Below are 24,425 nucleotides of genomic sequence, written 5' to 3'. Positions count from 1 at the left end.
CTCGAGTGAGGGGGCGCCGGCTCAGCCGAAGATCATCGGCGAGTCGTCGTCCTCTTCCTCGGAGAGGGTGAAGTCGAGGTCGACGACGACGGGAACGTGGTCGCTCGGACTGTCGCCCTTGCGCTCGTTGCGGTGGATCGACGCCTCGACGACGTGGTCCGCGAACGCCTGTGAGCCGTAGATGAAGTCGATCCGGAGGCCCTCGTTGCGGGGGAACCGGAGCTGCTTGTAGTCCCAGAAGGTGTAGCCCTCGGGGACGAACGGTCGGACGGTGTCCTGGAGTCCCGCGTCGACGAAGGCCGCGAGGGCGGCGCGCTCCGGTGCCGAGATGTGGGTCGAGCCCGGGCCGAAGCTCGGGTCGCCGACGTCGGAGTCGAGCGGCGCGACGTTCCAGTCGCCCATGAGTGCGAGCGGTAGCTCGGGGTTCTCGGCGAGCCAGGAGCGGGTGTCGGCTTCGAGCGCGGCGAGCCAGCGGAGCTTGTAGTCGTAGTGCGGGTCGCCGACCGCGCGGCCGTTCGGGACGTACAGGCTCCAGAGGCGGACGCCGTCGACCGTCGCGCCGATGGCTCGCGCTTCGAGCGGCAGGCCGTCGGCGTCGAAGCCGGGACCGTCCAGCGCGAGGCTCGCCGGTGGCTTGCCGAAGCCCGGCATGTCGGGGAAGCCGATCTGCACGTCCTCCATCGGTAGGCGGCTGGCGATGCCGACGCCGTTCCACTGGCTGAGCCCGTGCAGCTCCACCTGGTAGCCGGCCTTCGTGAAGGCCTCCATCGGGAACTGCTCGGGCTTGCATTTGAGCTCCTGCATGGCGAGGACGTCGACGTCCTCTCGGACGAGCCAGTCGACCACGCGGCCGACGCGGGTACGGATCGAGTTGACGTTCCAGGTGGCGATGCGCATGCCCCAACGCTATCGGTTTCCTTTCTCAGGAGACCTCCGGCGTGTCGCCCCGGGGGAGGGTCGCCATGCCGGAGAGGTCCTGAGAAACGACCGGTTCGGTGGAGCCGACGGGTGGGGGATTGAGCGGAGGTTCCCAGGGATGGCGAGCGGGTGTCGCGTAGCGTCGAGGGTATGACGACGTCCACCGCCGCCACGTTCAGCCTGTCCGCAGCCTCGACCGGAGGGGACAGTGCCCTCGGAGGAGTCGCCGACTGGGCGGTCGACCTCATGGAGACGTTGGGTGGTCCGGGAGCCGGGCTCGCCATCGCCCTCGAGAACCTCTTCCCGCCGTTGCCGAGCGAGATCATCCTGCCGCTCGCCGGATTCGCCGCCAGTCAGGGCAAGCTCGGTCTCGTCGAGGTCCTCATCTGGACGACGGCCGGTTCCGTGATCGGTGCGCTGGCCCTCTACGCGATCGGCGCCGTCCTCGGACGTGACCGCATGCGCCGCCTCGCTGAGCGGGTCCCGCTCGTCCACGTCGAGGACGTCGACCGCGTCGAGGCCTGGTTCCAGAAGTACGGCTCGAAGGCGGTGTTCTTCGGGCGGATGCTCCCGATCTTCCGGAGCCTCATCTCGGTACCCGCCGGCGTCGAACGCATGCCGGTCCTGCGGTTCACCCTGCTCACCTTCGCGGGCAGCGCCATCTGGAACACCATCTTCGTGCTCGCCGGGTTCTTCCTGGGCGAGCAGTGGCACATCGTCGAGGAGTACGCGGGCATCCTGCAGAAGGTGGTCATCGCAGGCGTCGTGATCGCCGTCGGCGTCGCGGTCTGGCGCGGCGTGCAGCGGTACCGCCGGGAGCGCAGCGGCGCCGGTCGGGCCGAGGGCTGACCGGCGCCGCGGGACCGTTCTCAGGACTCTTGCGGTGTGTCCGTCGTCGCCGCCACCGGCGCACCGACGGACTCCTGCGAACGGTCCCGCTCACACCCAGCGGGGCGTGGTGAGTTCCTCGGGCTCCGGCGCGGTGTGCGAAGCGGCGACCGACTGCGCCTCCACGCGGATCGCGTCGAGGACGGTCCGCACCGCCAGCCGTTCGGCGCGGTCGGGACGCGACAGCGCGACGATCCGACGCGTCGCGTCGAGCCCCGCGAGCGGACGGAGGACGATGCCGCGCTCCGGACCGCTGGCCGTGTATCGCGGGAGGAGGCCGATACCGAGCCCCGCCGCGACCATCGCCTCGGCGATGCGGTTGTCGCTCACCCGCTGCACCACTCGGAGCTCGCCGCCCGATTCGGCCTCGATGCTGCGGAGCAGGCGGTCGAGCGGATAGCCGACCGGCACGCCGATCCAGGACTCGTCCGCGAGGTCCGCCGGGGTCAGGACGGTCTGGCCGCTGAGGCGATGCCCGACCGGCAGCACGACGTCGAGCGGCTCCGAGAGCAGCTGCGTGATGCGGAGACCGCGACGGACCCAGTTGCGCTCGCCGCTGATCGCCTGCGCGATGACGATGTCGAAGTCGGCCGCCAGGTCGGGGAAGTCCTCGAGGTCGGGGTCTCGGTCGCTCACGACGACCCGCAGGCCGGGTACCGCTTCGAGCGTGCGGAGCACGGCGGGTACGACCATCTGCCCGAAGGTGGGGAAGGTCGCGACCGTGACGGTGCCGATCGGACGGTTGCGGTACTCGTCCCACACGCTCGTCGCCCGCTCGATCGCGACGGCGACGTCCGTGGCGCTGGCCGCGAGAGCCCGGCCGGCGTCGGTGAGGACGAGGCCGCGACCACGCCGTTCGGTGAGCGGCAGGCCGGCCTCGCGCTCGAGGACCTTGAGTTGTTGGGAGACCGCGGACGGGGTCCGATGCGTGGCCTCGGCGACGGCGTGCACCGTGCCGCGCTCGGCGAGTTCGCGAAGCAGGTCGAGTCGGCGGACATCCATGTAGCGATGCTACCGAGTAGCGTCAGTATTGTTCGCTTGTGCTTCACGGCTGACAGGCGTTTCATAGAACCATGACCATCTATCTCGGCATCATCGCCCTCCTCGCTGCGAGTGCAGCCGTCGGATCGGTCGTCGTCGTCAAGCGCGACGGCTACCGTGCCATCCCGGCCCGCACCTACCCGAAGTCCTTCTAGGACCTCGCACCCGCCGGCCCGGCCGGCGCATCCGACCTCCTCGCGACTCGTCGCCGGGAGGTCGTTCCATGTCCGCGCCGCGACAGGCGCTCAGGCGAGGAAGCCGCGGAGGAGCGCCTCGGAGCCGGCGACGTGCTCGGCCATCGCCTGCGCCGCCTCCTCGGGGTGACCGCGCAGGATCGCCTTGACGATGCGCTCGTGCTGCTCGTCGGAGTGCGCGATGTTCACGGCCAGCAGCGGGATGCCGTTGAGGAGTTCGTTGACCCGCATGCGTGACTCGGCGACGAGCGGGAGCAGGCTGGGGGCACCCACGAGCTCCGCGATGAGCAGGTGGAGGCGGGAGTCGTGGCGGCGGTAGTCGGCGGGCGCCGCGTCCCGGCAGTCTCCGAGCGCCTGCCACAGGCGTTCGCGGTCGGCGCCGGAGAGCTTGCACTGCGCCGCCTCGCGGGCTGCACCGACCTCGAGGATGCTGCGGAGCGTGAGCGTGTCCTCGATCTCCGCCGCCGAGATCGTGACCCGGCCGACCTCGGGGGAGTCGGCCGCGTTGATCGCCTCGTCGTCGGGCAGCTCGTCCATGACGAACGTCCCGCCGTAGCGCCCGCGCCGCGAGGTCAGGTAACCGGCCTCGGTGAGTGCGGCGATCGCATCCCGCACGGTGTCTCGGCTGACCCCTTGCATCGTCGCGAGTTCCCGCTCGGCAGGTAGACGGCCGCCCGGCTCGATGAGCCCGAGGCGGATGGACTGCAGGAGCCGCTGGACGGTCTCCTCGAAGGCGTTCCCGGCGCGGCCCGGACGCAGGAGGAGCTCGGCGCTGAGCACCTCGGTCGCCTCGTCGCCCTTCCGCGTCTCGCTCATCGGATCAGTCTATTTCCCCGGGGTCGCGTCCCCAGCCCGGGCATGTCGTCAGCTCATTCCGGTGTCACGTAGGCGGAGGAGATGCCACCGTCGACGAGGAACGTCGACCCGGTGATGAAGGACGAGTCGTCGCTCGCGAGGAAGGCGACGGAGGCGGCCAACTCCTCGGGCTCCGCGAACCGACCGATGGGGATGTGCACGAGTCGCCGCTGCGCGCGCACCGGATCCTTCGCGAAGAGCTCCTGCAGCAGCGCGGTGTTGACGGGACCCGGGCAGAGGGCGTTGACGCGGATGCCCTGCCGCGCGAACTGCACGCCGAGCTCGCGGCTCATCGCGAGCACTCCGCCCTTGGACGCCGTGTACGAGATCTGCGAGGTGGCCGAACCGAGGACGGCGACGAACGACGCCGTGTTGATGATCGAGCCCTTCCCCTGCCGCACCATGTGGCGGATGGCGGCGCGCGAGCACAGGTAGACCGACTTGAGGTTCACGTCCTGCACCCGCTCCCAGGCCGGGAGCTCGGTCGTCTCGATCGAGTCGTCGTCGGGTGGGGAGATGCCGGCGTTGTTGAAGGCGATGTCGACCGAGCCGTAGGTCTCGGCCGCGGTGTCGAACAGGTGGTCGACCTGCGCCTGGTCGGTCACGTCGACCTGGACGAAGAGCCCACCGACGAGCTCGGCCGCCGCCTGGCCGGTCGTGGGGTCGAGGTCGCCGATGACGACGGTCGCGCCTTCAGCAGCGAAGCGCTTCGCGGTGGCGAGGCCGATGCCGCTCGCGCCGCCGGTGATCACGGCGACCTTCCCGGCGAGCCGCTGGGTGAGGTCGATGGGGGTGATGGTCATGTGGTGCTCTTTCTCTCTGCCCCGCCCTTCGACAAGCTCAGGTTCCGGGGTGGTGCTCGGATCCGGGGTGGTGCGGCCCTTCGACAAGCTCAGGGACCGGGGTCGACGGCGAGGAAGACGTTCTTCGTCTCGGTGAAGGCGAGCGGCGCGTCGGGACCGAGCTCGCGCCCGAGACCCGACTGCTTGAACCCGCCGAAGGGGGTGGAGTAGCGGACGGAGGAGTGGGAGTTGACGGACAGGTTGCCCGACTCCACCGCTCGAGCGGCCCGCATCGCACGGCCGATGTCGCGGGTCCAGATCGAGCCGGAGAGGCCGTACTCCGTGTCGTTCGCGAGGGTGAGGGCGTCGGCCTCGTCCTCGAAGGGCAGGACGGCGACGACGGGACCGAAGATCTCCTCCCGGACGGTGCGGTCGTCGCGGCCGGGCGTCAGCACGGTCGGCGCGAACCAGTACCCCGGGCCGTCCGGGGCGCTCCCGGTGAAGGCGACCGGCGCGCCTTCGGGCACGTACGAGCGCACAGCGGCCAGGTGCGGAGCGGAGACGAGTGGCCCCATCTCGGTGGCTTCGTCGTTCGGATCGCCGACGACCACACTCTGCACGGCCGGCTCCAACAGCTCCATGAACCGCTCGTAGACGCTCCGTTGGACGAGGATCCGGCTCCGGGCGCAGCAGTCCTGGCCCGCGTTCTCGAAGACGCCGTAGGGGGCGGCGGCGGCCGCGCGTTCGAGGTCGGCGTCTGCGAACACGATGTTGGCGCTCTTGCCGCCGAGTTCGAGGGTGACCCGCTTCACCTGCTCGGCCGCGCCGGCCATGATGCGCTTGCCGACGGCGGTCGATCCGGTGAAGACGACCTTCCGGACGGTCTCGTTCGTGACGAAGCGCTCGCCGACGACCGACCCGCGGCCAGGCAACACCTGGAACAGGCCCTCGGGCAGGCCGGATTCGAGGGCGAGTTCCCCGAGGCGGATGCTCGTCAGCGGCGTCCACTCCGCGGGCTTCAGGACCACCGCGTTCCCCGCCGCGAGCGCCGGCGCGAACCCCCAGGCGGCGATCGTCATCGGGAAGTTCCACGGGGTGATGATGCCGACGACGCCGAGCGGTTCGTGGAAGGTCAGGTCGATGCCGCCGGCGACGGGGATCTGCTGACCGAAGAGCCGTTCGGGTGACGCCGAGTAGTACTCGAGCACGTCGCGGACGTGACCGGCCTCCCACCGCGCCTGGGTGATGGGGTGGCCCGAGTTGACGACCTCGAGGCTCGCGAGGTGCTCGCGGTCGGCGTCGACCGATGCGGCGAAGCGGCGGAGCGCCTGGGCGCGGTCGGCGGGGCTGACGGCCGCCCAGGACCGCTGGGCGACGGCGGCGCGGGCGATGGCGGCGTCCGTCTCGGCGAGGTCGAGGTGCTCGACGGTCGTGACGACGTGTTCGTTGGCCGGATTGAGGATCGTGTAGCTCACAGTGCGGTGCTCCTGCTCTCGGTGCCGGGTGTGGTGCTGGTGCTGGTGCTGAGTCCTGCGGTGGTCCCGTCGTCGCGGTGTCGACGCGCGGCGTCCACGAGCCCGGCGAAGAGACGCCGGTCGGCCGTCTCCTCCTCGGGGTGCCACTGCACGGCGAGACCGAAGGGGACCGTCGGCAGCTCGACCGCCTCGATGACGCCCTCCTCGGTGCGGGCGGTGACGACGAGTCCGTCGGCGACGCGGTCGATCGACTGGTGGTGGTAGACGTGCACGTCGAGCTCGTCGTCGTCCTGCCGGAGCAGCGCGGCCAGCCGCGAGTCGGCGTCGATCGCGACGGTCTTCGGCCCGAAGACACCCTCGCCGGGCTGGAAGGAGTCGTCGCCGACGAGGTCGGGGAGGTGCTGGACGAGCGTCCCGCCGAGCGCGACGTTCAGCAGTTGCGCGCCACGGCAGATGCCGAGGAACGGCAGCTCGGCGTCGATCGCCGCCGTGAGCAGCGCCTCCTCCCAGGCGTCCCGGTCGGTCCGTGGCCGACCCGTGCGCGGGTGGGCGACCTGCCCGTACAGGCCGGGGTCGACGTCGGCGCCACCCGAGACGATGAGGCCGTCGAGCCGCGCCAGCACGGATGCGGCCACGGCACGGGTGACCGGCTGGGGTGGGAGGAGGACCGCGATCCCACCCGCATCCGTCACGGCGTCGAGGTACACCTTCGGCAGGAAGGACGCCGGGACGTCCCACACCCCGGTCTGGGCCTGTTCGAGGTAGGTCGTGATGCCGATGAGCGGGGCGCTCGAGACGGGCGGGTCCGTCGCTGAGACGTTCGGGTCAGAGGCGTTCAAAGCCGCGCACCCGCTCCCAGTCCGTCACCGCGGCGTCGAAGGCGGCGAGTTCCACCTTCGCGAAGTTCAGGTAGTGGTCCACGACCTCGGCGCCGAAGGCCTCGCGGGCGATCGTCGACTGCGAGAAGAGCTCGGCCGCCTCCCGGAGCGACGTCGGGACGCGGGGCGCGCCGCCCGTGTAGGCGTTGCCGCTGGTCGGGTCCTCGAGCTCCAGTTCGTTCTCGATGCCGTGCAGTCCGGCGGCGATGAGCGCGGCGACGGCGAGGTACTGGTTGACGTCGCCGCCCGGCACCCGGTTCTCGACGCGCATGCCGAGCCCCCGGCCGACGACCCGGAGTGAACAGGTGCGGTTGTCGTGTCCCCAGGCGACGGCCGTCGGGGCGAAGCTGCCGTCGACGTAGCGCTTGTAGGAGTTGATGTTCGGGGCGAAGAACATCGTCAGCTCGCGCATCGCGGCGAGCTGCCCGGCCAGGAAGTGCCGGAAGAGCTTCGACATGCCGTCGGGCGCGTCGGGGTCCGCGAACACGGCCGAACCGTCCTCGCCGCGGAGGCTGATGTGGATGTGGCAGCTGTTGCCCTCGCGCTCGTCGAACTTCGCCATGAACGTGAGGCTCTTGCCGTGGGCGTCGGCGATCTCCTTCGCCCCGTTCTTGTAGATCGAGTGGTTGTCGCAGGTGACGAGGGCGTGGTCGTAGCGGAACGCGATCTCCTGCTGCCCGAGGTTGCACTCGCCCTTGACCCCCTCGCAGTACATGCCGGCACCGTCCATGGCGTTGCGGATGTCGCGCAGCAACGGCTCCATGCGGGTCGACGCGAGGATCGCGTAGTCGATGTTGTAGTCGGTGGCGGGGGTCAGCTTCGTGTAGTCCTTCGCCCAGGCCTCCCGGAAGGTGTCGTCGAAGACGAGGAACTCGAGCTCCGTGCCGACGAACGGGACGAGGCCGCGTTCGGCGAGCCGTTCGAGCTGGGCGATGAGGATCTGACGGGGCGAAGCGACCACCGGGGCGTCGTCGAGCCACTGGAGGTCGGCGGTGACGATGGCCGTGCCCGGCAGCCAGGGCGCGAGGCGGAGGGTTGAGAAGTCGGGGATCATCGCCATGTCGCCGTAGCCGCGCTCCCAACTCGACATCGCGTAGCCGTCGACGGTGTTCATCTCGACGTCGACCGCGAGCAGGTAGTTGCAGCACTCCGCCCCGTGCTCGGCGACGTCCTCGACGAAGAGGCGGGCCGAGACGCGCTTGCCGACGAGTCGGCCCTGCATGTCGGTGAACGCGAGGATCACGGTGTCGATCTCGCGCGCGGCGACGGCCGTCGTGAGCTCCTCGAGCGTCAGGTTTCCTGAGCGTGGGTGCATGGCAGCTCCTCGTTGATCCGGGGGACCCGTCGTCGGCGTTCTGCCTCGATGGAGAACTGAAAGGTCGTGAACCCGACCATTACATCACAACGCCTCCAGTGGATCGAAGCATTTCCGAGATGGATTTCCCCACAAAGGTATGTACACGCGACCATTGCAGGTCCTAGAGTCGGGCCAACCGAATCTGAGGACGTTGTGCGAGCCCGACGAGCGCGCAACCCGAGCGACAGGACGCATCGATGGCTGACGACACGCGCAAGATCTCCGGGGTGACCTACACCGCGGCCGGCGAGGGGTACTTCGAGAAACGCAGCCTGAAGCGGTCCGCCGGGGTGTGGGGCCTCTGGGGCCTCGCCGTCGCGGCGGTCATCTCCGGCGACTTCTCCGGCTGGAACTTCGGCATCGACTTCGCCGGGTTCGGCGGCATGCTCATCGCCTTCGTCATCCTCGTCGCGATGTACTACGGCATGATCTTCTCGATCGGGGAGATGGCCGCGGCGATGCCGCACACCGGCGGGGCCTACTCCTTCGCGAGAGCGGCGATGGGACCACTCGGCGGGTTCGTGACCGGCCTCGCGGAGACCATCGAGTACGTCGCGACCACGGCCGTGATCGTGTACTTCTCGGCCTCCTACGCCGACGCCATCACGAGCGAGCTGCTCGGCTTCTCCATGCCGTCGCCCGTGTGGTGGGCGATCCTGTACGTCGCGTTCATCGCGCTGAACTCCGCAGGTGCGAGCATCTCCTTCCGCTTCGCGATCGTCGTCTCGATCATCTCCATCGGCATCCTGCTCGTCTTCTCCGCGATGGCGATCTTCTCCGGCCAGTTCGCCTGGGCCAACCTGTTCGACATCGCCCCCGACGCGGGCCAGACCGAGTTCCTGCCGCACGGCGTCCTCCCGATCCTGTTCGCCCTGCCCTTCGCGATGTGGTTCTTCCTCGGCATCGAGGAGCTGCCGCTCGCGGCGGAGGAGTCCCACAACCCGGTGCGCGACATCCCGAAGGCCGGGTTCTGGGCTCGTGGCACGCTCATCGTGACCGGCCTCCTCGTCCTCTTCCTCAACACCGGCGTGATCGGTGCCGAGGCGACCGGGACGGCAGGGGAGCCCCTGCTCGACGGCTTCCGGGCCATCGTCGGTGACGGTGCGGCGGCGGTCCTCGCCCTCTTCGCCCTCATCGGGCTCCTCGCCTCGCTGCAGGGCATCATGTTCGCCTACGGTCGCAACATGTACTCGCTGTCCCGCGCCGGGTACTACCCGCGGTTCCTCTCCCTCACCGGCAAGCGGCAGACGCCGTGGGTCGCCCTCGTGGCCGGGGCGATCATCGGGTTCATCGCGTTGCTCATCGTCGACGCGGCCGGCGGATCGGGCGGCGTCGCCGGGGCGATCGTGCTGAACATCGCGGTCTGGGGTGCGGTGCTCGCGTACCTCATGCAGATGATCGCGTTCCTGCTGCTGCGGAAGAAGTTCCCGAACGCCAAGCGGCCTTACCGCAGTCCGTGGGGGGTGCCGGGGGCGGTCATCGCGGCCGTCATCGCCGCGCTGATCTTCGTCGGCTTCCTGCTCAACCCGACGTTCCTCCCCGCGATCATCGCGATCGTCGTCGTGTACGTCGTGATGCTGGTCGCCTTCGCCGTCTGGGGTCGCCACCGGCTCGTCATGTCACCGGAGGAGGAGTACGCGGTCTCGGGCGGCCTGCACGGCGACCCGGAGACCGAGGGCTACGGCGGCGCGACCGAGGCGGAGCTGCTCGCAGCCGACCGTCCCGAGGACCCGGGCTCCGGCACCGTGCGTTGACCCCCGGACGCAGCCGCCCCGACGCAGGACGGTGGCGGCGTGGCGTCCCCGAGCCCCGGCGAGTCGTGCCCGACACGCCGGGGCTCTCCTGCGTCGGGGATGCGGAACGCCCCCATCCGGGCGACTGCGGCGATGGGGGTCACAGCTTGTAGACTCGTCGACGTGACGGACGCACGAGCTCAGCTCATTGACCACATCTCGGCGGAAGCCGTGTTCCACGGTGACTTCACCCTGACGAGCGGCAAGAAAGCGACGTACTACGTCGACCTCCGCAAGGTGAGCCTCGATCACCGCGTCGCGCCCCTCATCGGGCAGGTCATGATCGACCTCATCGCCGACGTCCCCGACGTCTTCGCGGTCGGTGGCCTGACCATGGGCGCCGACCCCGTCGCCGCCGCGATCCTGCACCAGGGTGCCGCGCGCGGCCTCACCTACGACGCGTTCGTCGTCCGCAAGGAGCCGAAGGACCACGGCCGCGGCAAGCAGGTCGAGGGCCCAGACCTCCAGGGCAAGCGCGTGATCGTGCTGGAGGACACCTCGACCACCGGCGGTTCACCGCTCAAGGCGGCCGAAGCGCTCGAGAAGGTCGGAGCCGAGGTGGTCGCCGTCGCCGTCGTCGTCGACCGCGCGACCGGCGCCCGCGAGATCATCGAGGCCGCGGGCTACCAGTATCTGGCCGCGATCGGCCTGGAAGACCTGGGACTCGTCTGATGTCCGGCGACGGAACCGGACGCGGCGGGCCCGGGCTGCCGGACGAACCCGCGGACGGAACCGATTGGCTGCTCTCGCAGCTCGACGCCGACGACACGGAGGCGATCGAGACGCAGCCCGACACCGACGCGATCGACGAGCAGCCGTCGGCAGCCGTCGCTCCGGTGCCCGTCGACGACGACGACCGGACGCGTGTCCTCCCGGTCGTCGGTGACGCCGATGCCCAGGCCGCTGCTTCGCCGGTGACCGCGCCGGTCCCGGCCGAGCCCCAGTGGTCCGCGCCGTCCGTGCCGGATGCGCCCGTGGCTCCACCGGCCGCTGAGCCGACGCGGGCTCCGGTCGAGCCGCTGCCCGCTGCCGTCGAGCCGACCCCCGCCGCCCCGGCCACCGGTCCCGGTGAGTTCGCGAGCGAGGCCGAACTCCTCGCCTGGTGGCAGAGCCAGGTGCCGAACCCGGCCGACGACCCGACACCGGTCTCGGCGCCGCCGACGCCGGATGCACCTAGCGCGGAGCCAGCAGCACCCGCCACGCCTGCAGCCCCGGCCGACCCGATGCCGGAGGCTGCTCCCGTCCGGTCGGAGGGTCTGCGTCACCCGAACGCCCTCGAACTCCCGGTCGTCCCGCCGACCCCTGCCCCGGCATCGCCGGTCCCGCCCGCCCGCAACGAGCTGACGGTCGACACCGACTCCGTCCTCCAGCACGCGCCCGCCGGCACCTTCCGGCCCGCGCCCACGAACCCGGTCGTCCTGCCACCGGTCGACGACGAGCCCTGGAGCCTCGGCGGCAGCGACGACACCGACGCCGCTCCAGTGGCCGCGGAGGACGTCTCGACGGCCGTCCTGCCCACGGCCCGAGCCCTCGCAGCCGACGACCCGGCGGCCTGGGCCGCGGTCGAAGCGGAGGAGACCGCCGCGACGCCCGCCGGCGGCACGCCCGCCGCACCGCTGCCGCCCACCGGCCCGCCGGTGACGCCGACGCCGCCCGCCGCGGACCACGATGTGCCGTCAGGCTCCGCGACGACGCCCGACACCGAGCTGGACGACGATCTCCCGGAGGGCTCCTGGAGTCTCTCCGAGACGTTCGGCGACGACGTCCTCGGTGGCGAGACCGTCGAGGTCCGTGACACGACGATCGATGCTTCGGCGCCCGCCGACTCAGGACTCGACGAAGCCCCGGACGACGAAGCAGCTACCGACGACGTCTGGACCGCCGAGCCGGCGACTGCCGAGGCCTCCGCGCCGCGCACGGATCCGCTGGCCTGGTTGACGGAACCGTTCGGTGCGACGTTCGGCGCCGCGCCGGCGGCACCGGAGGAGCAGCCGTCCGAGGAACCGCACGCTGAGCCGGTCGACGAGGCGCCCCAGCAGCTCGACACCGCGGACGAGTCCGTCGCCGTCGCCGCCACCGATGAGGCGACGTCCCCGTCCGCGAGCGAGCCGGTCGAGCCGACCACCGACTCGGACCCCGAGCCCGCATCCGACGGCATCGTCGCCTCCGAACCGATCACCCCCGCGGCACCGTTCCGCTGGGACACGGTCGCAGCGGCGTCGCCCGCGAGCGCAGCGGAGCCGACCTCACCAGCCGACGTCCCGTGGCCCGAGACGGTCCCCGACGTCGATGCCGAGCCGCTCGATGAGACGCGGCCGTTCGACAGCCTCGGCGGTCCGGGCTTCTCTGCCCTGGCGGGTGCCGCAGCCGCAGCAGCAGCCGTTCCTCCGGCGCCGACATCCGACACCGACGCCGAGGCCCAGCCCGGCCGTGACGATGCGTCGGTCGACGACGCCGCGACGGGCGCCGCCGACGTCCCACCAGCCTTCGGCCCGCCGACTCCGAAGGCCGAGCGTTCCATCACGGAGCTCATCTCCCTCGACGGCGTGCAACCCGAACCCACGGTCAGCCCCTTCGGCACCGCGCCATTCGTGTGGGACCTCGCGCCGAACGACGCCCTCGACCCGCTCGTGCACGCGGCTCCCACGACCCAGCCCATCCCGGTTCCGCCGGTGGAGTGGGAGGGCGCCGAGTCGTCAGCCGTGAGCGCGGAGTCCCCCTCGGAGCTCGCGCTCGAGGGCGAGGTGCCCGATGCCGCGTTCATCGCCGGCGACGTCCAGCCCTTCGCTCCGGGCCTCGCCGCCGTCACGCTCGGTCGTCCGCTCGTCGACGGACCCGGTGACGAGTTCGCCAGCTGGACCGACGACGCGACCGAGACCGACAGCTCCGCGCCGGACGCCGCACCGATCACCCCCGCCGCGAACGACACGGTCGACCTCTTCCCGACGCTGTCGCTCGGCGGGTTCGATGCAGCCGTCGCGGCCGGTGGCCTCGCCGCCGCAGAGGCCGCAACCGCTGCGGGCGCCGCTTCCGGGCTCGGCTCGGGCGACGACACCGACGACACGGAGACCTCGGCCGACCTCGACGCCGACTCCGCTCCCGAGACGGCACCGACCCCCGTCACCGATACTCCTGCTCCAGAGACCCCGGTGTTCGCCGTCGACCCGGAGGAGCTCGACGACGAGTTCGACGAGGAGATCGTCGAGTTCGACGCCGTCCCACTCGCTGCAGCGGGCGTCACACCGCTTCCGTCGTTCGTGCCGGACGGCGCAGTCGCCGACAGTGCGACCGATCCCACCACGGATGCCGCCGCATCGGATGCCCCACTCGACGACGAGGGCTCGATCGGCCCTGAGCCGGTCGGTGAGCCCGAGCCGGTCAGCGAGGAGCTGCGGCTCGAGTCGCTGTTCGACCTCGGACCCGACACGGATGCGGTCCAGATCGCCTCGGCCAATGGCGCCGCGACTGGCGGGCCGGCTGCCACACCGCCCGCCGACACCGAGCAGGTCGACGACACGGCCACGGTCGCCCCGTCCGAGCAGCCAGACGCCACCGCCACGGCCGAGGCGGCCTCGGCACGGTCGCTCGCCGACGCCTTCGCCGCCGAGGGTGGGTGGTCGCTCCAGGCCGACGCGATCGCCGACCCTGATCTCCCGCTCGCCCCCATCCCGGGCCTCGTCGCCGCCGACGGTACCGATGTCGACGGCGCGGACGCCGACGACGACACCGGCGGGTCACGACGAACCGGGGCCCACGCTGCCGGAGACGACGACAACGCTGCGGACACCTCCCCGGTGGCCGAGCCCGATGTCGCCTCGAACACCGCGCCCACACCCGTGATCCCCGCCTCGGTCTCCGTCTTCGGCGCACACGCCGCGGCCGTCCCCTCGCAGGGGCCGGTCGCGAACGTGCCGCAGACGGCCCCGGCCGCGCTCCCCGGCGAGACGGTCGCGTTCCCGGAACTCGACGGCGCGAGCGCGCTCACGACCCCGGCCGCGGCTGCGGGTATCGTCGGCGCCACCTTGCCGCCTCAGGCCACGCAGTCCGCTCCCGATCGCGATCTCCCCGAATACCGCGGAGAGCACGCGGATCAGGGCATCCCGAAGGCGCTGCTCTGGGCGGTCGTCGGCCTGGGTGCCGCGGTCCTGCTCCTGCTCGCGTTCTACTTCGGAACGCTCGTCGGTGCCGCGAACGCGGCCGGTGCGGGTGCAGACGCCACGATGCCGAGCGTGTCCGCAGGGTGGTCGACGGCCGGAGCCCCGGACACCGTCTGACGACGCACCTGACGACGTCGCGGGTCAGGCGACGTCGATCACGGTCACGCCCGTCGAGCGGTCGCCGGACGCCAGGGCGGCGAGTGCTGCCGGTGCCTCGTCGAGGCCGATGCGGTGTTCGATGAGGTCCTGCGGGCGCAGCGCGCCGCTCGCGACGAGGTCGAGCAGCTCCGAGTAGTCGGACGCCGGCATGCCGTGGCTGCCGTGGAGCGACAGCTCCTGCGAGATGATGCGCGGCAGCGGGAGGGTCGGTTCGCTCGAGAACAGCCCGATCTGGACCTGACGGCCCATCGGTGCCAGCGCGAGGAGGCTGAGGCGCATCGTGGACTCGCGCCCGAGGGCTTCGACCGACACCTGCACGCCCGCCGGCGCGGCTTCGGCGATGCGAGCGAGGACGGCGGCCTCGTCGAGCCCGCTCGAGTCGATCGTGTGCGTGACGCCGATCGACGCCGCACGCGCCAGGGCAGAGGCGTCGATGTCGACGGCGATGACCTCGGCACCGAGCGCGACGCCGATCATGGCCGCGCTCAGCCCCACGCCGCCGCAGCCGACGACGAGCAGGCGCTCCCCGCTGCGGAGCCCGGCGCGGTGGACGAGCCCGCGGAAGGCCGTCGCGAAGCGGCACCCGAGGAGGGCGGCGGCGCCGGCGTCGAGGGACTCGGGCACCGGGATGAGGTTCACGTCGGCGTCGTGCAGGGCGACGAGCTCCGCGTAGGACCCCCAATGGGTGAAGCCCGGCTGGGTCTGGTTCGGGCAGACCTGCCCGTTCCCGGCGAGGCACTGGGCGCAGCGTCCGCACGCGCACACGAAGGGCACCGTGACGCGGTCGCCCACGCGGAACCGCTCGACGGCGGGGCCGACGGCGTGGATGCGCCCGACGAGTTCGTGGCCGGGCACGTGGGGGAGGGCGATGCCGTCGTCGTGCCCGAGCCAGCCGTGCGCATCACTCCGGCAGAGCCCCGTGGTCTCCACCCGCACCACGACGCCGGCGTCGGACGGCACCGGATCCGGGACGTCGCGGACCTCGGGCTCGGCGGTGAACTGGTCGTAGACGACGGCGCGCATGGGAGTCCTCGGTGCGTGGCGGGGCGGAGTGGATCGGTGGGGCTGGTGGTGGCGGGAGGGCCTAGATCTCGACCTCGACGGGCTCCGTCTTCACGAGGTCGATGACGCCGCTCAGGATCTCGTTCGGACGGAACGGGTAGCGGTTGATCTCGGCCTCGTCGCTGATGCCCGTGAGCACGAGGATCGTGTGGAGACCGGCCTCGATGCCCGCGACGATGTCGGTGTCCATGCGGTCGCCGATCATGCCGGTGTTCTCCGAGTGGGCGCCGATCTTGTTGAGCGCCGATCGGAACATCATCGGGTTCGGCTTGCCGACGACGTACGGCTCCATGCCGGTGGCCTTCGTGATGAGGGCCGCGATGGCGCCGGTCGCCGGAAGCGGGCCGTCCTTGCTCGGTCCGGTCGCGTCCGGGTTCGTGACGATGAAGCGCGCGCCGCCGGCGATCAGGCGGATCGCCTTGGTGATGGCCTCGAACGAGTAGTTGCGGGTCTCGCCGACGACCACGTAGTCGGGGTTCGTCTCCGTCATGGTGAAGCCGGCCTCGTGGATGGCCGTGGTGATCCCGGCCTCCCCGATGACGAACGCCGAGCCGCCCGGCTCCTGCTCGGCCAGGAAGGCGGCCGTCGCCAGCGCGGAGGTCCAGATGAACTCCTCGGGCACGTCGAGCCCGGAGGCGCGCAGTCGGGCGCTCAGGTCGCGGGGGGTGAAGATCGAGTTGTTGGTGAGCACCAGGAAGGGCGTCCGCTGATCCTGCCACTGCTGCAGGAGCGCTGCGGCACCAGGGAGGGCGTGGTTCTCATGGACGAGCACGCCGTCCATGTCGGTGAGCCAGCATTCGACCTCGTCGCGTCGTGACATGCGTTCCTCCAGGTGCTCCGTGCGGGCTGCGCGAGCGCTGCGCCGCGGGGGTGGCGCGGCGTCGGGCCCGGACCTCCAGTGTGGCACGGCGCGGGTAGGGTTGGCTGGTGCCAGAGACCCCGCTCCACCCGGTCGACCCGGTCGTCGGCCCTGATCAGGCCAAGAGCCCGATGGCCGGCGTCGGTCCATGGCAGGGGGAGTGGCCGGACGACCCCTGGTACGACCCCGAGCTGCTCCGCGACGGCGACACCCGGAACGTCGTCGACCGCTACCGGTACTGGTCGATGGAGGCCATCGTCGCGGACATCGACGACCACCGCCACCCGTTCCACGTCGCCATCGAGAACTGGCAGCACGACATGAACATCGGGTCGATCGTGCGCTCCGCCAACGCGTTCGCCGCCGACACCGTCCACATCGTCGGACGCCGTCGCTGGAACAAACGCGGAGCCATGGTGACCGACCGCTACCAGCACGTCGAGCACCACGTCGACGTCGCGGCGCTCGTCGCCTGGGCGTCGGCGGCCGAGCTGCCGGTCATCGCGATCGACAACGTGCCGGGATCGGTCCCGATCGAGACGTTCAGGCTTCCCGAGCGGTGCCTCCTCCTCTTCGGACAGGAGGGGCCGGGGCTCTCGCCGGAGGCGCTCGCCGCGGCCGATGCGGTGCTCGAGATCACCCAGTTCGGGTCGACGAGATCGATCAACGCGTCCGCAGCAGCGGCCGTCGCGATGCACGCCTGGGTCATGCAGCACGTCTCCTTCGACGCATCCTGATCGGGTTGGCCCCCGTCCGCGGGTGGTTTCCAACGGCAGCGCTGCGCCTACCTCAGGAACACCTCAAGATTCCCTCAATTGGCCCCCTGGTCCCCCAAAGTGCCGACACCGCCCGGCATACTGTCTAGCGGAGCAACACTCCACCGCTGAACCCGAATCCCTCCGGCACCCGAAGCCACCGAGGGCCACCGCACGGACCCGAATCCGTGCGGTGCGAATCGGCGGTCACCCGAAGGATGAATCGAAGATGACGCACCGTTCTGCCCTGGGAGCCTCGCCCGAACGAGGAACCCGCCCGTCCAAGGTCCGTGGCATCGCCGCGCTCGCCGTCCCCGCAGCCCTCGCGGTCGCCCTCATCGTCGGCGTCGCCGCGCCGGCTCAGGCCGACGCCCGGGTCGACGAGGCGTCGAGCTCGATCAGTGCGACACAGACCGGCTCGGGCGAGCTCATCGCTCCGGCCGGTGCGTTGTTCGCGTCGCTCCTCATCTGGGGAGCCGGAGCCGCGTTCGCGACTCGTCGTCGGATGCTCGCCGAACAGCGCGAGGAGGCGTCGCTGCTCTCCAACTGATCAGCGCGCTGCACCCGCAGCTGGTCGCCGTGGCCCGAACCACGACGCTCAGCCGCTCCAGACGGAACACGTCCGTTCCGTCGCACCGGTGGCCGCCGGGAGTCCCCCCACTCCCGGCGGCCTCCGGTGTTTCCGGGGTACGACGGCAGGGTCTCCGCCACGGACGACGGCTGGTCCGTCCGGTGGCTCGACGACGTTCCAGAGAATCTGCCGCGTTCCGCGTCATGAACGAGCGTTCGCGCGATCACTCAAGGGAGTGCAACGCTGTCGGGCGGACCCGAACCCGGATCGACGCGGCGCTCAGACGCCGACGTCGAACGATGCCCGACCCGAATGGGCGTCGCACGCAGCAGGCGTACCGCACGCGCCGGAGCGTCGTCCCACCCGAGGACGACGCTCCTGCGCGGGCGCCTGCGCGCTCGACCGGTGCCTAGCCGATGAGGCTCGGCCGGAGGTCGCGGAGCGTCCTGGCGTGCGTCATCCGCGTCACGCCGATCGCCGAGAGGCTCAGCGCGATCGCCAGCCAGGCGAGCAGGACCCCGGCGTCCTGCAGGGCGGCGTCCATCCGTCCGCCGTACATCAACTGGCGCATGCCGTCGACCGCGTAGGACATCGGGAGCACGTGATGCAGGGCTGCGAGCGGCGCCGGGAGTGTCTGCCAGGGGAACGTCCCGCCGGCGGTGACGAGCTGGGCGACCATGAGCACGAGGCCGAGGAACTGCCCGACACTGCCGAACCACACGTTGAGCGTCAGGATGATCGCCGCGAAGGTGAGGGACGCCAGCGCCATCATCCCGTAGGTCGCGAGCGGGTTGTGGACCTCGAAGTGCAGGGCGCCGGCGAGGATGCCGAACAGCGCGACCATCTGGATCGTCCCGAGGAGGCCCGGCGTGAGCCAACCGGCGACGGTCACCTTGATGGGGCTGTGGAGCGCCGTGATCGCGCGCCGAGACACCGGCTTGACGATGAGGAAGAGCGCGTAGATGCCGATCCAGGCGGCGAGGCTGACGAAGAATGGCGCGAGTCCGGCTCCGTAGGTGCCCGCGCTCGTCACGGAGGAGTTGGTCAGCTTGACCGGATCGGCGATCGTCTTGGCCTGGAGTTCGCGGGAGTCCGCCGTGGTCGCGGGGATGGCGTCCGCGCCCGACTGCAGACCGTCGCGGAGGGTGACGATGCCGTCCCGGAGGGTGCCGAGCCCCGTCTGCAGGCTCGTGAGGCCGGTCTGCAGCGATGCGGCACCGTCGGCGGCCTGCTGCGTCCCCGAGGCGAGCGCGGGCATCGCGTCACTCAGCTTCCGGGCACCTCCCGCGACCTGCTGGGCGCCGCTGTTCAACTGGTCGACCTGCGACACGACGGTCTGGACGCGCTCGTTCGCCGTCGTGGCGTCGGCGGCCACCGGGTCGAGCAGTGCCAGCACCTGGGCGATCTGCTCGGGGGTGAAGCCGTTCTCCGCGAGGGTCTGCGAGATCTGCGCGCGGGCCGTGGGGATCGAGTCGACGAGCCGCTGGGCGGCTGCTCCGACCTCGTCGCCCTTGCCGGCGAGGGTCGAGGTCCCGGACGCCACCTGCTCGGCACCCGAGGCCAGCTGGTCGGTCTGGGCGGGCAGGCTGGCCGTCCCCGAGGCGATCTGCGCGGTGCCGGATGCGAGGGTCGCCGCGCCGGCCTGGGCCGTCCCGGCACCGTCGAAGGCCTGCTGGGCGCCGTCGGCCAACTGCGTCGCGCCCGAGGTGGCGTCGACGAGCTTCGTCTTGATCGTGTCGAGGGCGATGAGGAACCGGCCCGCGGCCTGGCGGTTCACCGTCTGCACGATGGTCGCCTTGATCTGCTTGACGGCCTGCTCGCCGATCGTCGTCGCCAGGTAGCTGTTGGCGTCGTTGGTCGTGAGCTGGACCGTCGCCTGCTGCGGGGCGTCGCCAGACGCGGAGGTGAGTGAGGTCGAGAAGTCGGCGGGGATCGTGACGCTGAAGTCGAAGGTCCCGTCGTTCACGCCCCGGGCGGCGTCGGCCGCGCCGACTTCGTGCCAGGCGAACGATCCGTCCTCGATGAGCTGGTCGGCGATGTCGTCGCCATAGTTCTCCGTCTCTCCGGTCGCGTCGCCGGTGGTGTCGTCGGTCGCCGGCGCACCGGTGTCCTCGACGACGAGCGCCACGGGCACCTGGTCGAGCTTGGCGTACGGGTCCTGGTTCGCCCAGAGGTACAGGCCGCCGTAGAGCAGCGGGACGCACATGAGGGCGACGAGGGCGAGCCGCGACATGGGCGTGGCCCACAGGCGGGACAGTTCGGCGCGGATCATCGCGAAGATCTTCACAGGAGGTCCTTCTGGGGACGGGTGGTGCGGGATGAGGGGAGGGCTGGACGGGCGTGGTGCACGGTGTGCGTCACGACCAGTCCTGCTGGAAGAGGGGGACGAGTTCGTCCGTGGCGTTCTCGGACACCGGGGCGTCGGCGGTGGCGTTGATGGCGGTCGCCGAGGCGTCACCGGCGATCACGAGGACGCCGTACCCGCGGGCGGCGAGCTTGCGGGCGAGGTTCCACCACTCGAGCGGGTCGCCGCCGTGGCGGTCGGGGGAGACGAGGACGAGCGCGGTGACGTCCTCCCGGAGGACGGCGAGCTCGGTGAGGAGCCGCACGCGGTCGGTCGGCGCGACGGTCGAGATCGGCTGCTTCGCGAGGTGTGCGAGGTCGAGCGACTCGAGGAACCGCGCGACGGCGAAGGGGTGGCTCGCCCGGCCGGCGAACATGAGCTCCTCGGCGACGACGCCGGAGACCGCGACGCCGCTGGCCGGTTCGGAGACGTCGGGGGCGTCGATGAGGGCGATCACGCGGCGCATCGTCTTGCGGTCGGTCGCTCCGTCGACGAGGACGGTCCCGGTGTCGGGCTTCATCCGGCCGGAGGCGATGAGGCCGAGGACGGTCGGCCGCTGCTCGGTCTCGGCGCGGGCGAAGGTCGCCTCGCCCGTCCGGAAGGAGAGGGAGGTCGGCTCGAGGACGATGCCGCCCTTGCCCTTGGAGACGCCGTCGAGTTCAACGCGCATGGGAGGACTCCTCGTTCGTACCGGTGCCGGTGGTGTGGCGGTGGGTGTCTGCGTGTTCGGTGTCGGCGCGGTCGGCGACCGCCGTGGCGTCCTGCCATGACAGGCCGACCGCCCCGAGGGTCGCGAGCATGACGAGGCGGCGGCCGGCGCTCGTCGAGAGGCCGGACCGGGTCGCCTCTTCGAGCACCCCGACGGCCGTGCTCTCGACGAGTCGGGCGAGCACGCCGGCGTCGATGTCGGGGCGGATGGAACCGTCCGCGACACCGGCCTCGACGGTGCGGAGGAGGAGGGTCCGAACGGGTTCGAGGGCGGCCGCCGTGACGGCGCGGAGCGGCCCGCGGACGGCGAGCGGCGCCATGATGCGGACGTGGTCCACCTGGGCCCAGAGGACGTCGCCGATGAGCGCGATGGTGGTGAGCGGGTCGTCGCCCTGGACGGCCGTGATCGACGAGGCGACGCGCTCGGCCCCCGCCACCACGACGGCGTTCACGAGCTCGTCGCGCGTGGCGAAGTGTCCGTACACCGAACGGCGGGTGAGGCCGGCGGCCGCCGCGATGGTCTCGAGGCTGGCGTCAGGGTCGCTGCGGAGCGCCAGGCGGGCGGCTTCGAGCAGCGCGACCCGGTTCTCGGCGGCGTCGCGTCGAGGGGCGCGCGACCCGCTCGCAGGCGCTTGGGTGGTGGTCATGACAGCGATCGTACTATCTTGCACAGCGGTGTGCAATATCGATGTCGCCGGATACGGCGAGCTCTCAGCGAGGGCTGCCAGCTTCCTCCCACGCCGGGCCCCGGGAACGGAGCTATGGTTGAACGATGACCGGTGAGAATCTGATGGCAACCCCTCCGACACTGCTGCCGGACGACAGCGCCACCGATGCCGAGTTCCATGCGGCCGTCGGTTCGATCGAGGCGCTGGCGGACCTCCTCGCGGCCCACCCCCGCTCCTCGCTCGGCTGGGCACTCCTCGCCGACGCGGTCCACGACCCCCAGTCGCCGATCCCCGGCTACGCGGCCGCTCGGGTCGGGTACCACCGCGGCCTGGACTTGCTCCGTGCCGCCGGCTGGCGCGGTCAGGGCCCGATCCCGTGGTCGCACGCGCCGAACCGCGGGGTGCTGCGCTCGCTCTACGCGCTCCGCCGCTCCGCGAAGGCGATCGGCGAGACCGAAGAGGTCGAGCGCCTCGACACCTTCCTGCGTGAGGCCGACCCCACGGCGTCCGAGGAGATCGAGTACCTCGTCGCGGCGGCGGCCCCGCCGACCTCCGCGATCGTCATCCTCGGCTCCGACTAGCCCTTCCCCGGCTCCTGAGCTCCATCCCCGGTCCCTGAGCCTGTCGAAGGGCAGGCCGGCGCCCTACAGGCCGAGCGACTCCAGGTACGCCGCGGTGTCCTGCCAGCCGTGCACGGCCACCGACGGCACCCCGAGCGCGAGGACCGGGTAGTCGTTGCCGCCCTCGTCGAGACGGTCGCCGACGAAGACCATCTCCTCCAGCGGGATGCCCGTGTGTTCGGCGAGCCGCGTCATGCCGAACGCCTTGTCGACGCCCGCCATGGTGATGTCGACGGAGGTCGAGCCGCCGGAGCGGACCTCGAGGTCGGGGAGCAGCGCCTGCACGGCGGCGCGCAGCGACTCCTTCTTCGCGCCGTCGGGGTCCCAGGCGGTCTTCTCGGCGACCGGCGCGGCCTGCCCGAGAGCGGAGAAGGTGATTTGCGAGCCGCGGTCCTCGAGGATCGGTCCCCAGGTCTCGTCAGCCCAGAGGCCGAGTCGCTTGGCCTCGGTCTCGAGCGCGCCCATGGCGCGGGCCTTCTGATCGTCGGTGAGGTCGTGCTTGTAGACGGTGACCCACGCGGAGCCGTCGAAGCGGTCGTACCGGGTGCCGCAGGTGGGCATGAGGTGCAGTCGGCCGAGGGCCTCGGGCGACGCGGCTCCGAGCCGGTCGAGCACCTGGTTCTGGAACTGCACGATCTGGCCGCCCGAGATGATGCACACCGAGGTGCGTTCGAGGAGCGCGACGAACAGTTCGGCCATGCGAGGGTCGAGCGCGGACTTCGACGGGGCGAGGGTGTCGTCGAGGTCGAAGGCGACGAGGCGCGGCAGGGAGGTCATGGGTTCCGTTCGGTCGGTCGAGAGGACGGTCGTCGAGGGCGATCGGCAGGCAGGACGGCCGCCCGAGGCCTGAACATCCCCTCATGGTATCGAGCGCAGCCTGGGACTCGGTGCCCGTGACCCTCCTCCGGTACGATGGACGGGTGCGTGCACGAGACGCCCGCCCGCAGAGGGTGGGCGTCCGGCCTGTCAGGGCGTGGTTCCCCAGCGGATCCGCCGGGCACACGAGAATCCGGAAGGGGCGGCATCCAGATGCCAGCAATCGTGATCGTCGGCGCCCAGTGGGGCGACGAAGGCAAGGGGAAGGCCACCGACCTGCTCGGTGACCGCATCGACTACGTCGTGAAGTTCAACGGCGGCAACAACGCGGGGCACACGGTCGTCATCGGTGACGAGAAGTATGCGCTCCACCTCCTGCCGTCCGGCATCCTGACGAGCGGCGTCGTCCCCGTCATCTCCAACGGTGTCGTCATCGACATCGAGGTGCTGTTCCACGAGCTCGAGGCACTTCAGGCCCGCGGCATCGACGTCTCGCGCCTCCTCGTGAGCGCCAACGCGCACGTCATCACCCAGTACCACCGCACCATCGACAAGGTGACGGAGCGCTTCCTCGGCAAGCGCCAGATCGGCACCACCGGCCGTGGCATCGGCCCGGCCTACGCCGACAAGATCAACCGCGTCGGCATCCGGATCCAGGACCTCTTCGACGAGAACATCCTGCGCCAGAAGGTGGAGGGCGCCCTCGACCAGAAGAACCACCTGCTGGTCAAGGTCTTCAACCGCCGCGCCATCACGGTCGACGAGATCGTGGCCGACCTCCTCGCCTACGCCGAGCGACTCCGCCCGATGGTGGCGGACACCGCGCTCGTCCTGAACGAGGCGCTCGACGACGGCAAGATCGTCCTCTTCGAGGGTGGCCAGGCCACGATGCTCGACGTCGACCACGGCACCTACCCCTTCGTCACCTCCTCCAACGCGACCTCGGGTGGTGCGGCCACCGGCTCCGGTGTCGCCCCGAACCGCCTCGACCGCGTCATCGGCATCGTCAAGGCCTACACGACCCGCGTCGGCGCCGGCCCGTTCCCGACCGAGCTGTTCGACGAGTCCGGCGACTACCTCCGCTCGAAGGGCTTCGAGTTCGGCACGACGACCGGCCGCCCGCGTCGCGTCGGCTGGTACGACGCCCCGATCGCCCGGTACGCGGCGCGCATCAACGGTGTCACCGACTTCGTCCTGACGAAGCTCGACATCCTCGACGACCTCGCCACCATCCCGGTGTGCGTCGCCTACGAGGTCGACGGCGTCCGGGTCGACGAGGTGCCGGTCTCGCAGACCGACTTCCACCACGCCGTCCCGATCTACGAGGAGTTCCCCGGCTGGCAGGAGGACATCACCGGTGTCCGCCGCTTCGAGGACCTCCCGAAGAACGCCCAGGACTACGTGCTGGCGCTCGAGGCGATGAGCGGTTCGCGCATCTCCGCGATCGGCGTGGGTCCCGGCCGCGACGCGATCGTCGTGCGTCACGACCTCGTCGACTGACCCGAGCAGCGAACGACGAGCGTCG

Annotated in this window: 22 protein-coding genes; 9 read left to right on the top strand and 13 right to left on the bottom strand. The window is 71.1% G+C overall.

Translation table 11 applies throughout. The features are described 5' to 3' along the window. Window positions 1-21 precede the first annotated feature (21 nt). On the bottom strand, window positions 22-897 hold the full coding sequence (locus ACQ3HE_RS07895; protein ID WP_071262231.1) for an exodeoxyribonuclease III: 876 nt from the start codon (window positions 895-897) through the stop codon (window positions 22-24). A gap of 171 nt (window positions 898-1,068) precedes the next feature. Here ACQ3HE_RS07895 and ACQ3HE_RS07890 point away from each other — a divergent pair, with 171 nt between their 5' ends. Next, on the top strand, window positions 1,069-1,767 hold the full coding sequence (locus tag ACQ3HE_RS07890; protein WP_430892060.1) for a DedA family protein: 699 nt from the start codon (window positions 1,069-1,071) through the stop codon (window positions 1,765-1,767). A gap of 90 nt (window positions 1,768-1,857) precedes the next feature. Here the strand turns inward: ACQ3HE_RS07890 and ACQ3HE_RS07885 are convergent, their stop codons facing one another. Beyond that, window positions 1,858-2,808 (bottom strand): LysR family transcriptional regulator, encoded by a 951-nt coding sequence (locus ACQ3HE_RS07885; protein ID WP_079704995.1) that lies wholly within the window; start codon window positions 2,806-2,808, stop codon window positions 1,858-1,860. 71 nt (window positions 2,809-2,879) lie between these two features. Between ACQ3HE_RS07885 and ACQ3HE_RS07880 the strand changes: the two genes are divergently transcribed. Continuing rightward, window positions 2,880-3,002: a hypothetical protein gene (locus tag ACQ3HE_RS07880; protein WP_255376692.1), complete on the top strand. Its 123-nt coding sequence runs from the start codon at window positions 2,880-2,882 to the stop codon at window positions 3,000-3,002. A gap of 90 nt (window positions 3,003-3,092) precedes the next feature. Here the strand turns inward: ACQ3HE_RS07880 and ACQ3HE_RS07875 are convergent, their stop codons facing one another. The 5 genes from ACQ3HE_RS07875 to ACQ3HE_RS07855 all read right to left on the bottom strand — a co-directional run bounded on the left by ACQ3HE_RS07875 (window position 3,093) and on the right by ACQ3HE_RS07855 (window position 8,346). Then, window positions 3,093-3,857 carry a FadR/GntR family transcriptional regulator gene (locus tag ACQ3HE_RS07875; RefSeq protein WP_124768611.1) on the bottom strand — a complete coding sequence of 255 codons (765 nt, stop codon included), beginning with the start codon at window positions 3,855-3,857 and terminating at the stop codon, window positions 3,093-3,095. Window positions 3,858-3,910: 53 nt separating this feature from the next. Next, window positions 3,911-4,699, bottom strand: a complete 789-nt coding sequence (locus ACQ3HE_RS07870) for a 3-oxoacyl-ACP reductase (RefSeq protein WP_201299371.1) — start codon at window positions 4,697-4,699, stop codon at window positions 3,911-3,913. A gap of 89 nt (window positions 4,700-4,788) precedes the next feature. After that, complete coding sequence (locus ACQ3HE_RS07865; RefSeq protein ID WP_430892058.1) at window positions 4,789-6,153, bottom strand: aldehyde dehydrogenase family protein; 1,365 nt, start codon at window positions 6,151-6,153, stop codon at window positions 4,789-4,791. Continuing rightward, entirely contained in the window at window positions 6,150-6,992 is an 843-nt protein-coding gene (locus ACQ3HE_RS07860) for a gamma-glutamyl-gamma-aminobutyrate hydrolase family protein (protein ID WP_430892056.1), read from the bottom strand. Before ACQ3HE_RS07860 ends, ACQ3HE_RS07865 begins: the two co-directional genes overlap by 4 nt. Next, window positions 6,979-8,346 carry a glutamine synthetase family protein gene (locus tag ACQ3HE_RS07855; protein ID WP_430892054.1) on the bottom strand — a complete coding sequence of 456 codons (1,368 nt, stop codon included), beginning with the start codon at window positions 8,344-8,346 and terminating at the stop codon, window positions 6,979-6,981. Before ACQ3HE_RS07855 ends, ACQ3HE_RS07860 begins: the two co-directional genes overlap by 14 nt. A gap of 239 nt (window positions 8,347-8,585) precedes the next feature. Here ACQ3HE_RS07855 and ACQ3HE_RS07850 point away from each other — a divergent pair, with 239 nt between their 5' ends. The 3 genes from ACQ3HE_RS07850 (at window position 8,586) to ACQ3HE_RS07840 (ending at window position 14,455) form a co-directional block, all read left to right on the top strand. Beyond that, window positions 8,586-10,142, top strand: a complete 1,557-nt coding sequence (locus tag ACQ3HE_RS07850; protein WP_430892052.1) for an amino acid permease — start codon at window positions 8,586-8,588, stop codon at window positions 10,140-10,142. Between the two features lie 162 nt (window positions 10,143-10,304). Next, window positions 10,305-10,853, top strand: coding sequence for an orotate phosphoribosyltransferase (pyrE, locus tag ACQ3HE_RS07845; RefSeq protein WP_175116436.1), 549 nt, complete (start codon window positions 10,305-10,307; stop codon window positions 10,851-10,853). Next, on the top strand, window positions 10,853-14,455 hold the full coding sequence (locus tag ACQ3HE_RS07840) for a hypothetical protein (protein WP_430892051.1): 3,603 nt from the start codon (window positions 10,853-10,855) through the stop codon (window positions 14,453-14,455). Before pyrE ends, ACQ3HE_RS07840 begins: the two co-directional genes overlap by 1 nt. A 24-nt stretch (window positions 14,456-14,479) precedes the next feature. Here the strand turns inward: ACQ3HE_RS07840 and ACQ3HE_RS07835 are convergent, their stop codons facing one another. Further along, on the bottom strand, window positions 14,480-15,520 hold the full coding sequence (locus tag ACQ3HE_RS07835) for an alcohol dehydrogenase catalytic domain-containing protein (protein ID WP_430892049.1): 1,041 nt from the start codon (window positions 15,518-15,520) through the stop codon (window positions 14,480-14,482). A gap of 61 nt (window positions 15,521-15,581) precedes the next feature. Further along, the gene (locus ACQ3HE_RS07830) at window positions 15,582-16,379 is read right to left on the bottom strand and encodes an HAD-IIA family hydrolase (protein ID WP_079705004.1); all 798 of its coding nucleotides are present in this window, start codon (window positions 16,377-16,379) and stop codon (window positions 15,582-15,584) included. Between the two features lie 170 nt (window positions 16,380-16,549). On the opposite strand from ACQ3HE_RS07830, the gene ACQ3HE_RS07825 reads away from it, so the two are divergent. Together ACQ3HE_RS07825 and ACQ3HE_RS07820 are read left to right on the top strand one after the other, a co-directional pair. Next, complete coding sequence (locus ACQ3HE_RS07825) at window positions 16,550-17,155, top strand: TrmH family RNA methyltransferase (RefSeq protein ID WP_430893076.1); 606 nt, start codon at window positions 16,550-16,552, stop codon at window positions 17,153-17,155. 247 nt (window positions 17,156-17,402) lie between these two features. Then, window positions 17,403-17,723 carry a hypothetical protein gene (locus ACQ3HE_RS07820; protein WP_430892047.1) on the top strand — a complete coding sequence of 107 codons (321 nt, stop codon included), beginning with the start codon at window positions 17,403-17,405 and terminating at the stop codon, window positions 17,721-17,723. A 430-nt stretch (window positions 17,724-18,153) separates the two neighbouring features. On the opposite strand, the gene ACQ3HE_RS07815 is transcribed toward ACQ3HE_RS07820, so the two are convergent. The 3 genes from ACQ3HE_RS07815 to ACQ3HE_RS07805 form a co-directional block, all read right to left on the bottom strand. Beyond that, a complete protein-coding gene (locus tag ACQ3HE_RS07815) occupies window positions 18,154-20,031 on the bottom strand; it encodes a YhgE/Pip family protein (RefSeq protein ID WP_159877600.1) in 1,878 nt (625 codons plus the stop codon). Between the two features lie 70 nt (window positions 20,032-20,101). Next, window positions 20,102-20,758, bottom strand: coding sequence for an ATP-binding cassette domain-containing protein (locus ACQ3HE_RS07810; protein ID WP_064295550.1), 657 nt, complete (start codon window positions 20,756-20,758; stop codon window positions 20,102-20,104). Further along, window positions 20,748-21,443 (bottom strand): TetR/AcrR family transcriptional regulator, encoded by a 696-nt coding sequence (locus ACQ3HE_RS07805; RefSeq protein ID WP_137242368.1) that lies wholly within the window; start codon window positions 21,441-21,443, stop codon window positions 20,748-20,750. The genes ACQ3HE_RS07810 and ACQ3HE_RS07805 overlap by 11 nt, the downstream gene beginning before the upstream one ends. Before the next feature lie 125 nt (window positions 21,444-21,568). Here ACQ3HE_RS07805 and ACQ3HE_RS07800 point away from each other — a divergent pair, with 125 nt between their 5' ends. Further along, window positions 21,569-22,045 (top strand): DUF3151 domain-containing protein, encoded by a 477-nt coding sequence (locus tag ACQ3HE_RS07800; protein ID WP_430892046.1) that lies wholly within the window; start codon window positions 21,569-21,571, stop codon window positions 22,043-22,045. Between the two features lie 63 nt (window positions 22,046-22,108). On the opposite strand, the gene ACQ3HE_RS07795 is transcribed toward ACQ3HE_RS07800, so the two are convergent. Further along, window positions 22,109-22,861, bottom strand: a complete 753-nt coding sequence (locus ACQ3HE_RS07795; RefSeq protein WP_430892045.1) for an HAD-IIB family hydrolase — start codon at window positions 22,859-22,861, stop codon at window positions 22,109-22,111. Window positions 22,862-23,113: 252 nt separating this feature from the next. Here ACQ3HE_RS07795 and ACQ3HE_RS07790 point away from each other — a divergent pair, with 252 nt between their 5' ends. Next, complete coding sequence (locus tag ACQ3HE_RS07790; protein WP_064295554.1) at window positions 23,114-24,400, top strand: adenylosuccinate synthase; 1,287 nt, start codon at window positions 23,114-23,116, stop codon at window positions 24,398-24,400. Window positions 24,401-24,425 lie beyond the last annotated feature (25 nt).

Origin of the sequence: Plantibacter auratus (assembly GCF_050587365.1) — a bacterium.
Taxonomy (GTDB): Bacteria; Actinomycetota; Actinomycetes; order Actinomycetales; family Microbacteriaceae; genus Plantibacter; species Plantibacter auratus.
Note: the sequence above shows the minus strand (reverse complement) of the source record. Positions and strands in the feature narration are given on the sequence as shown.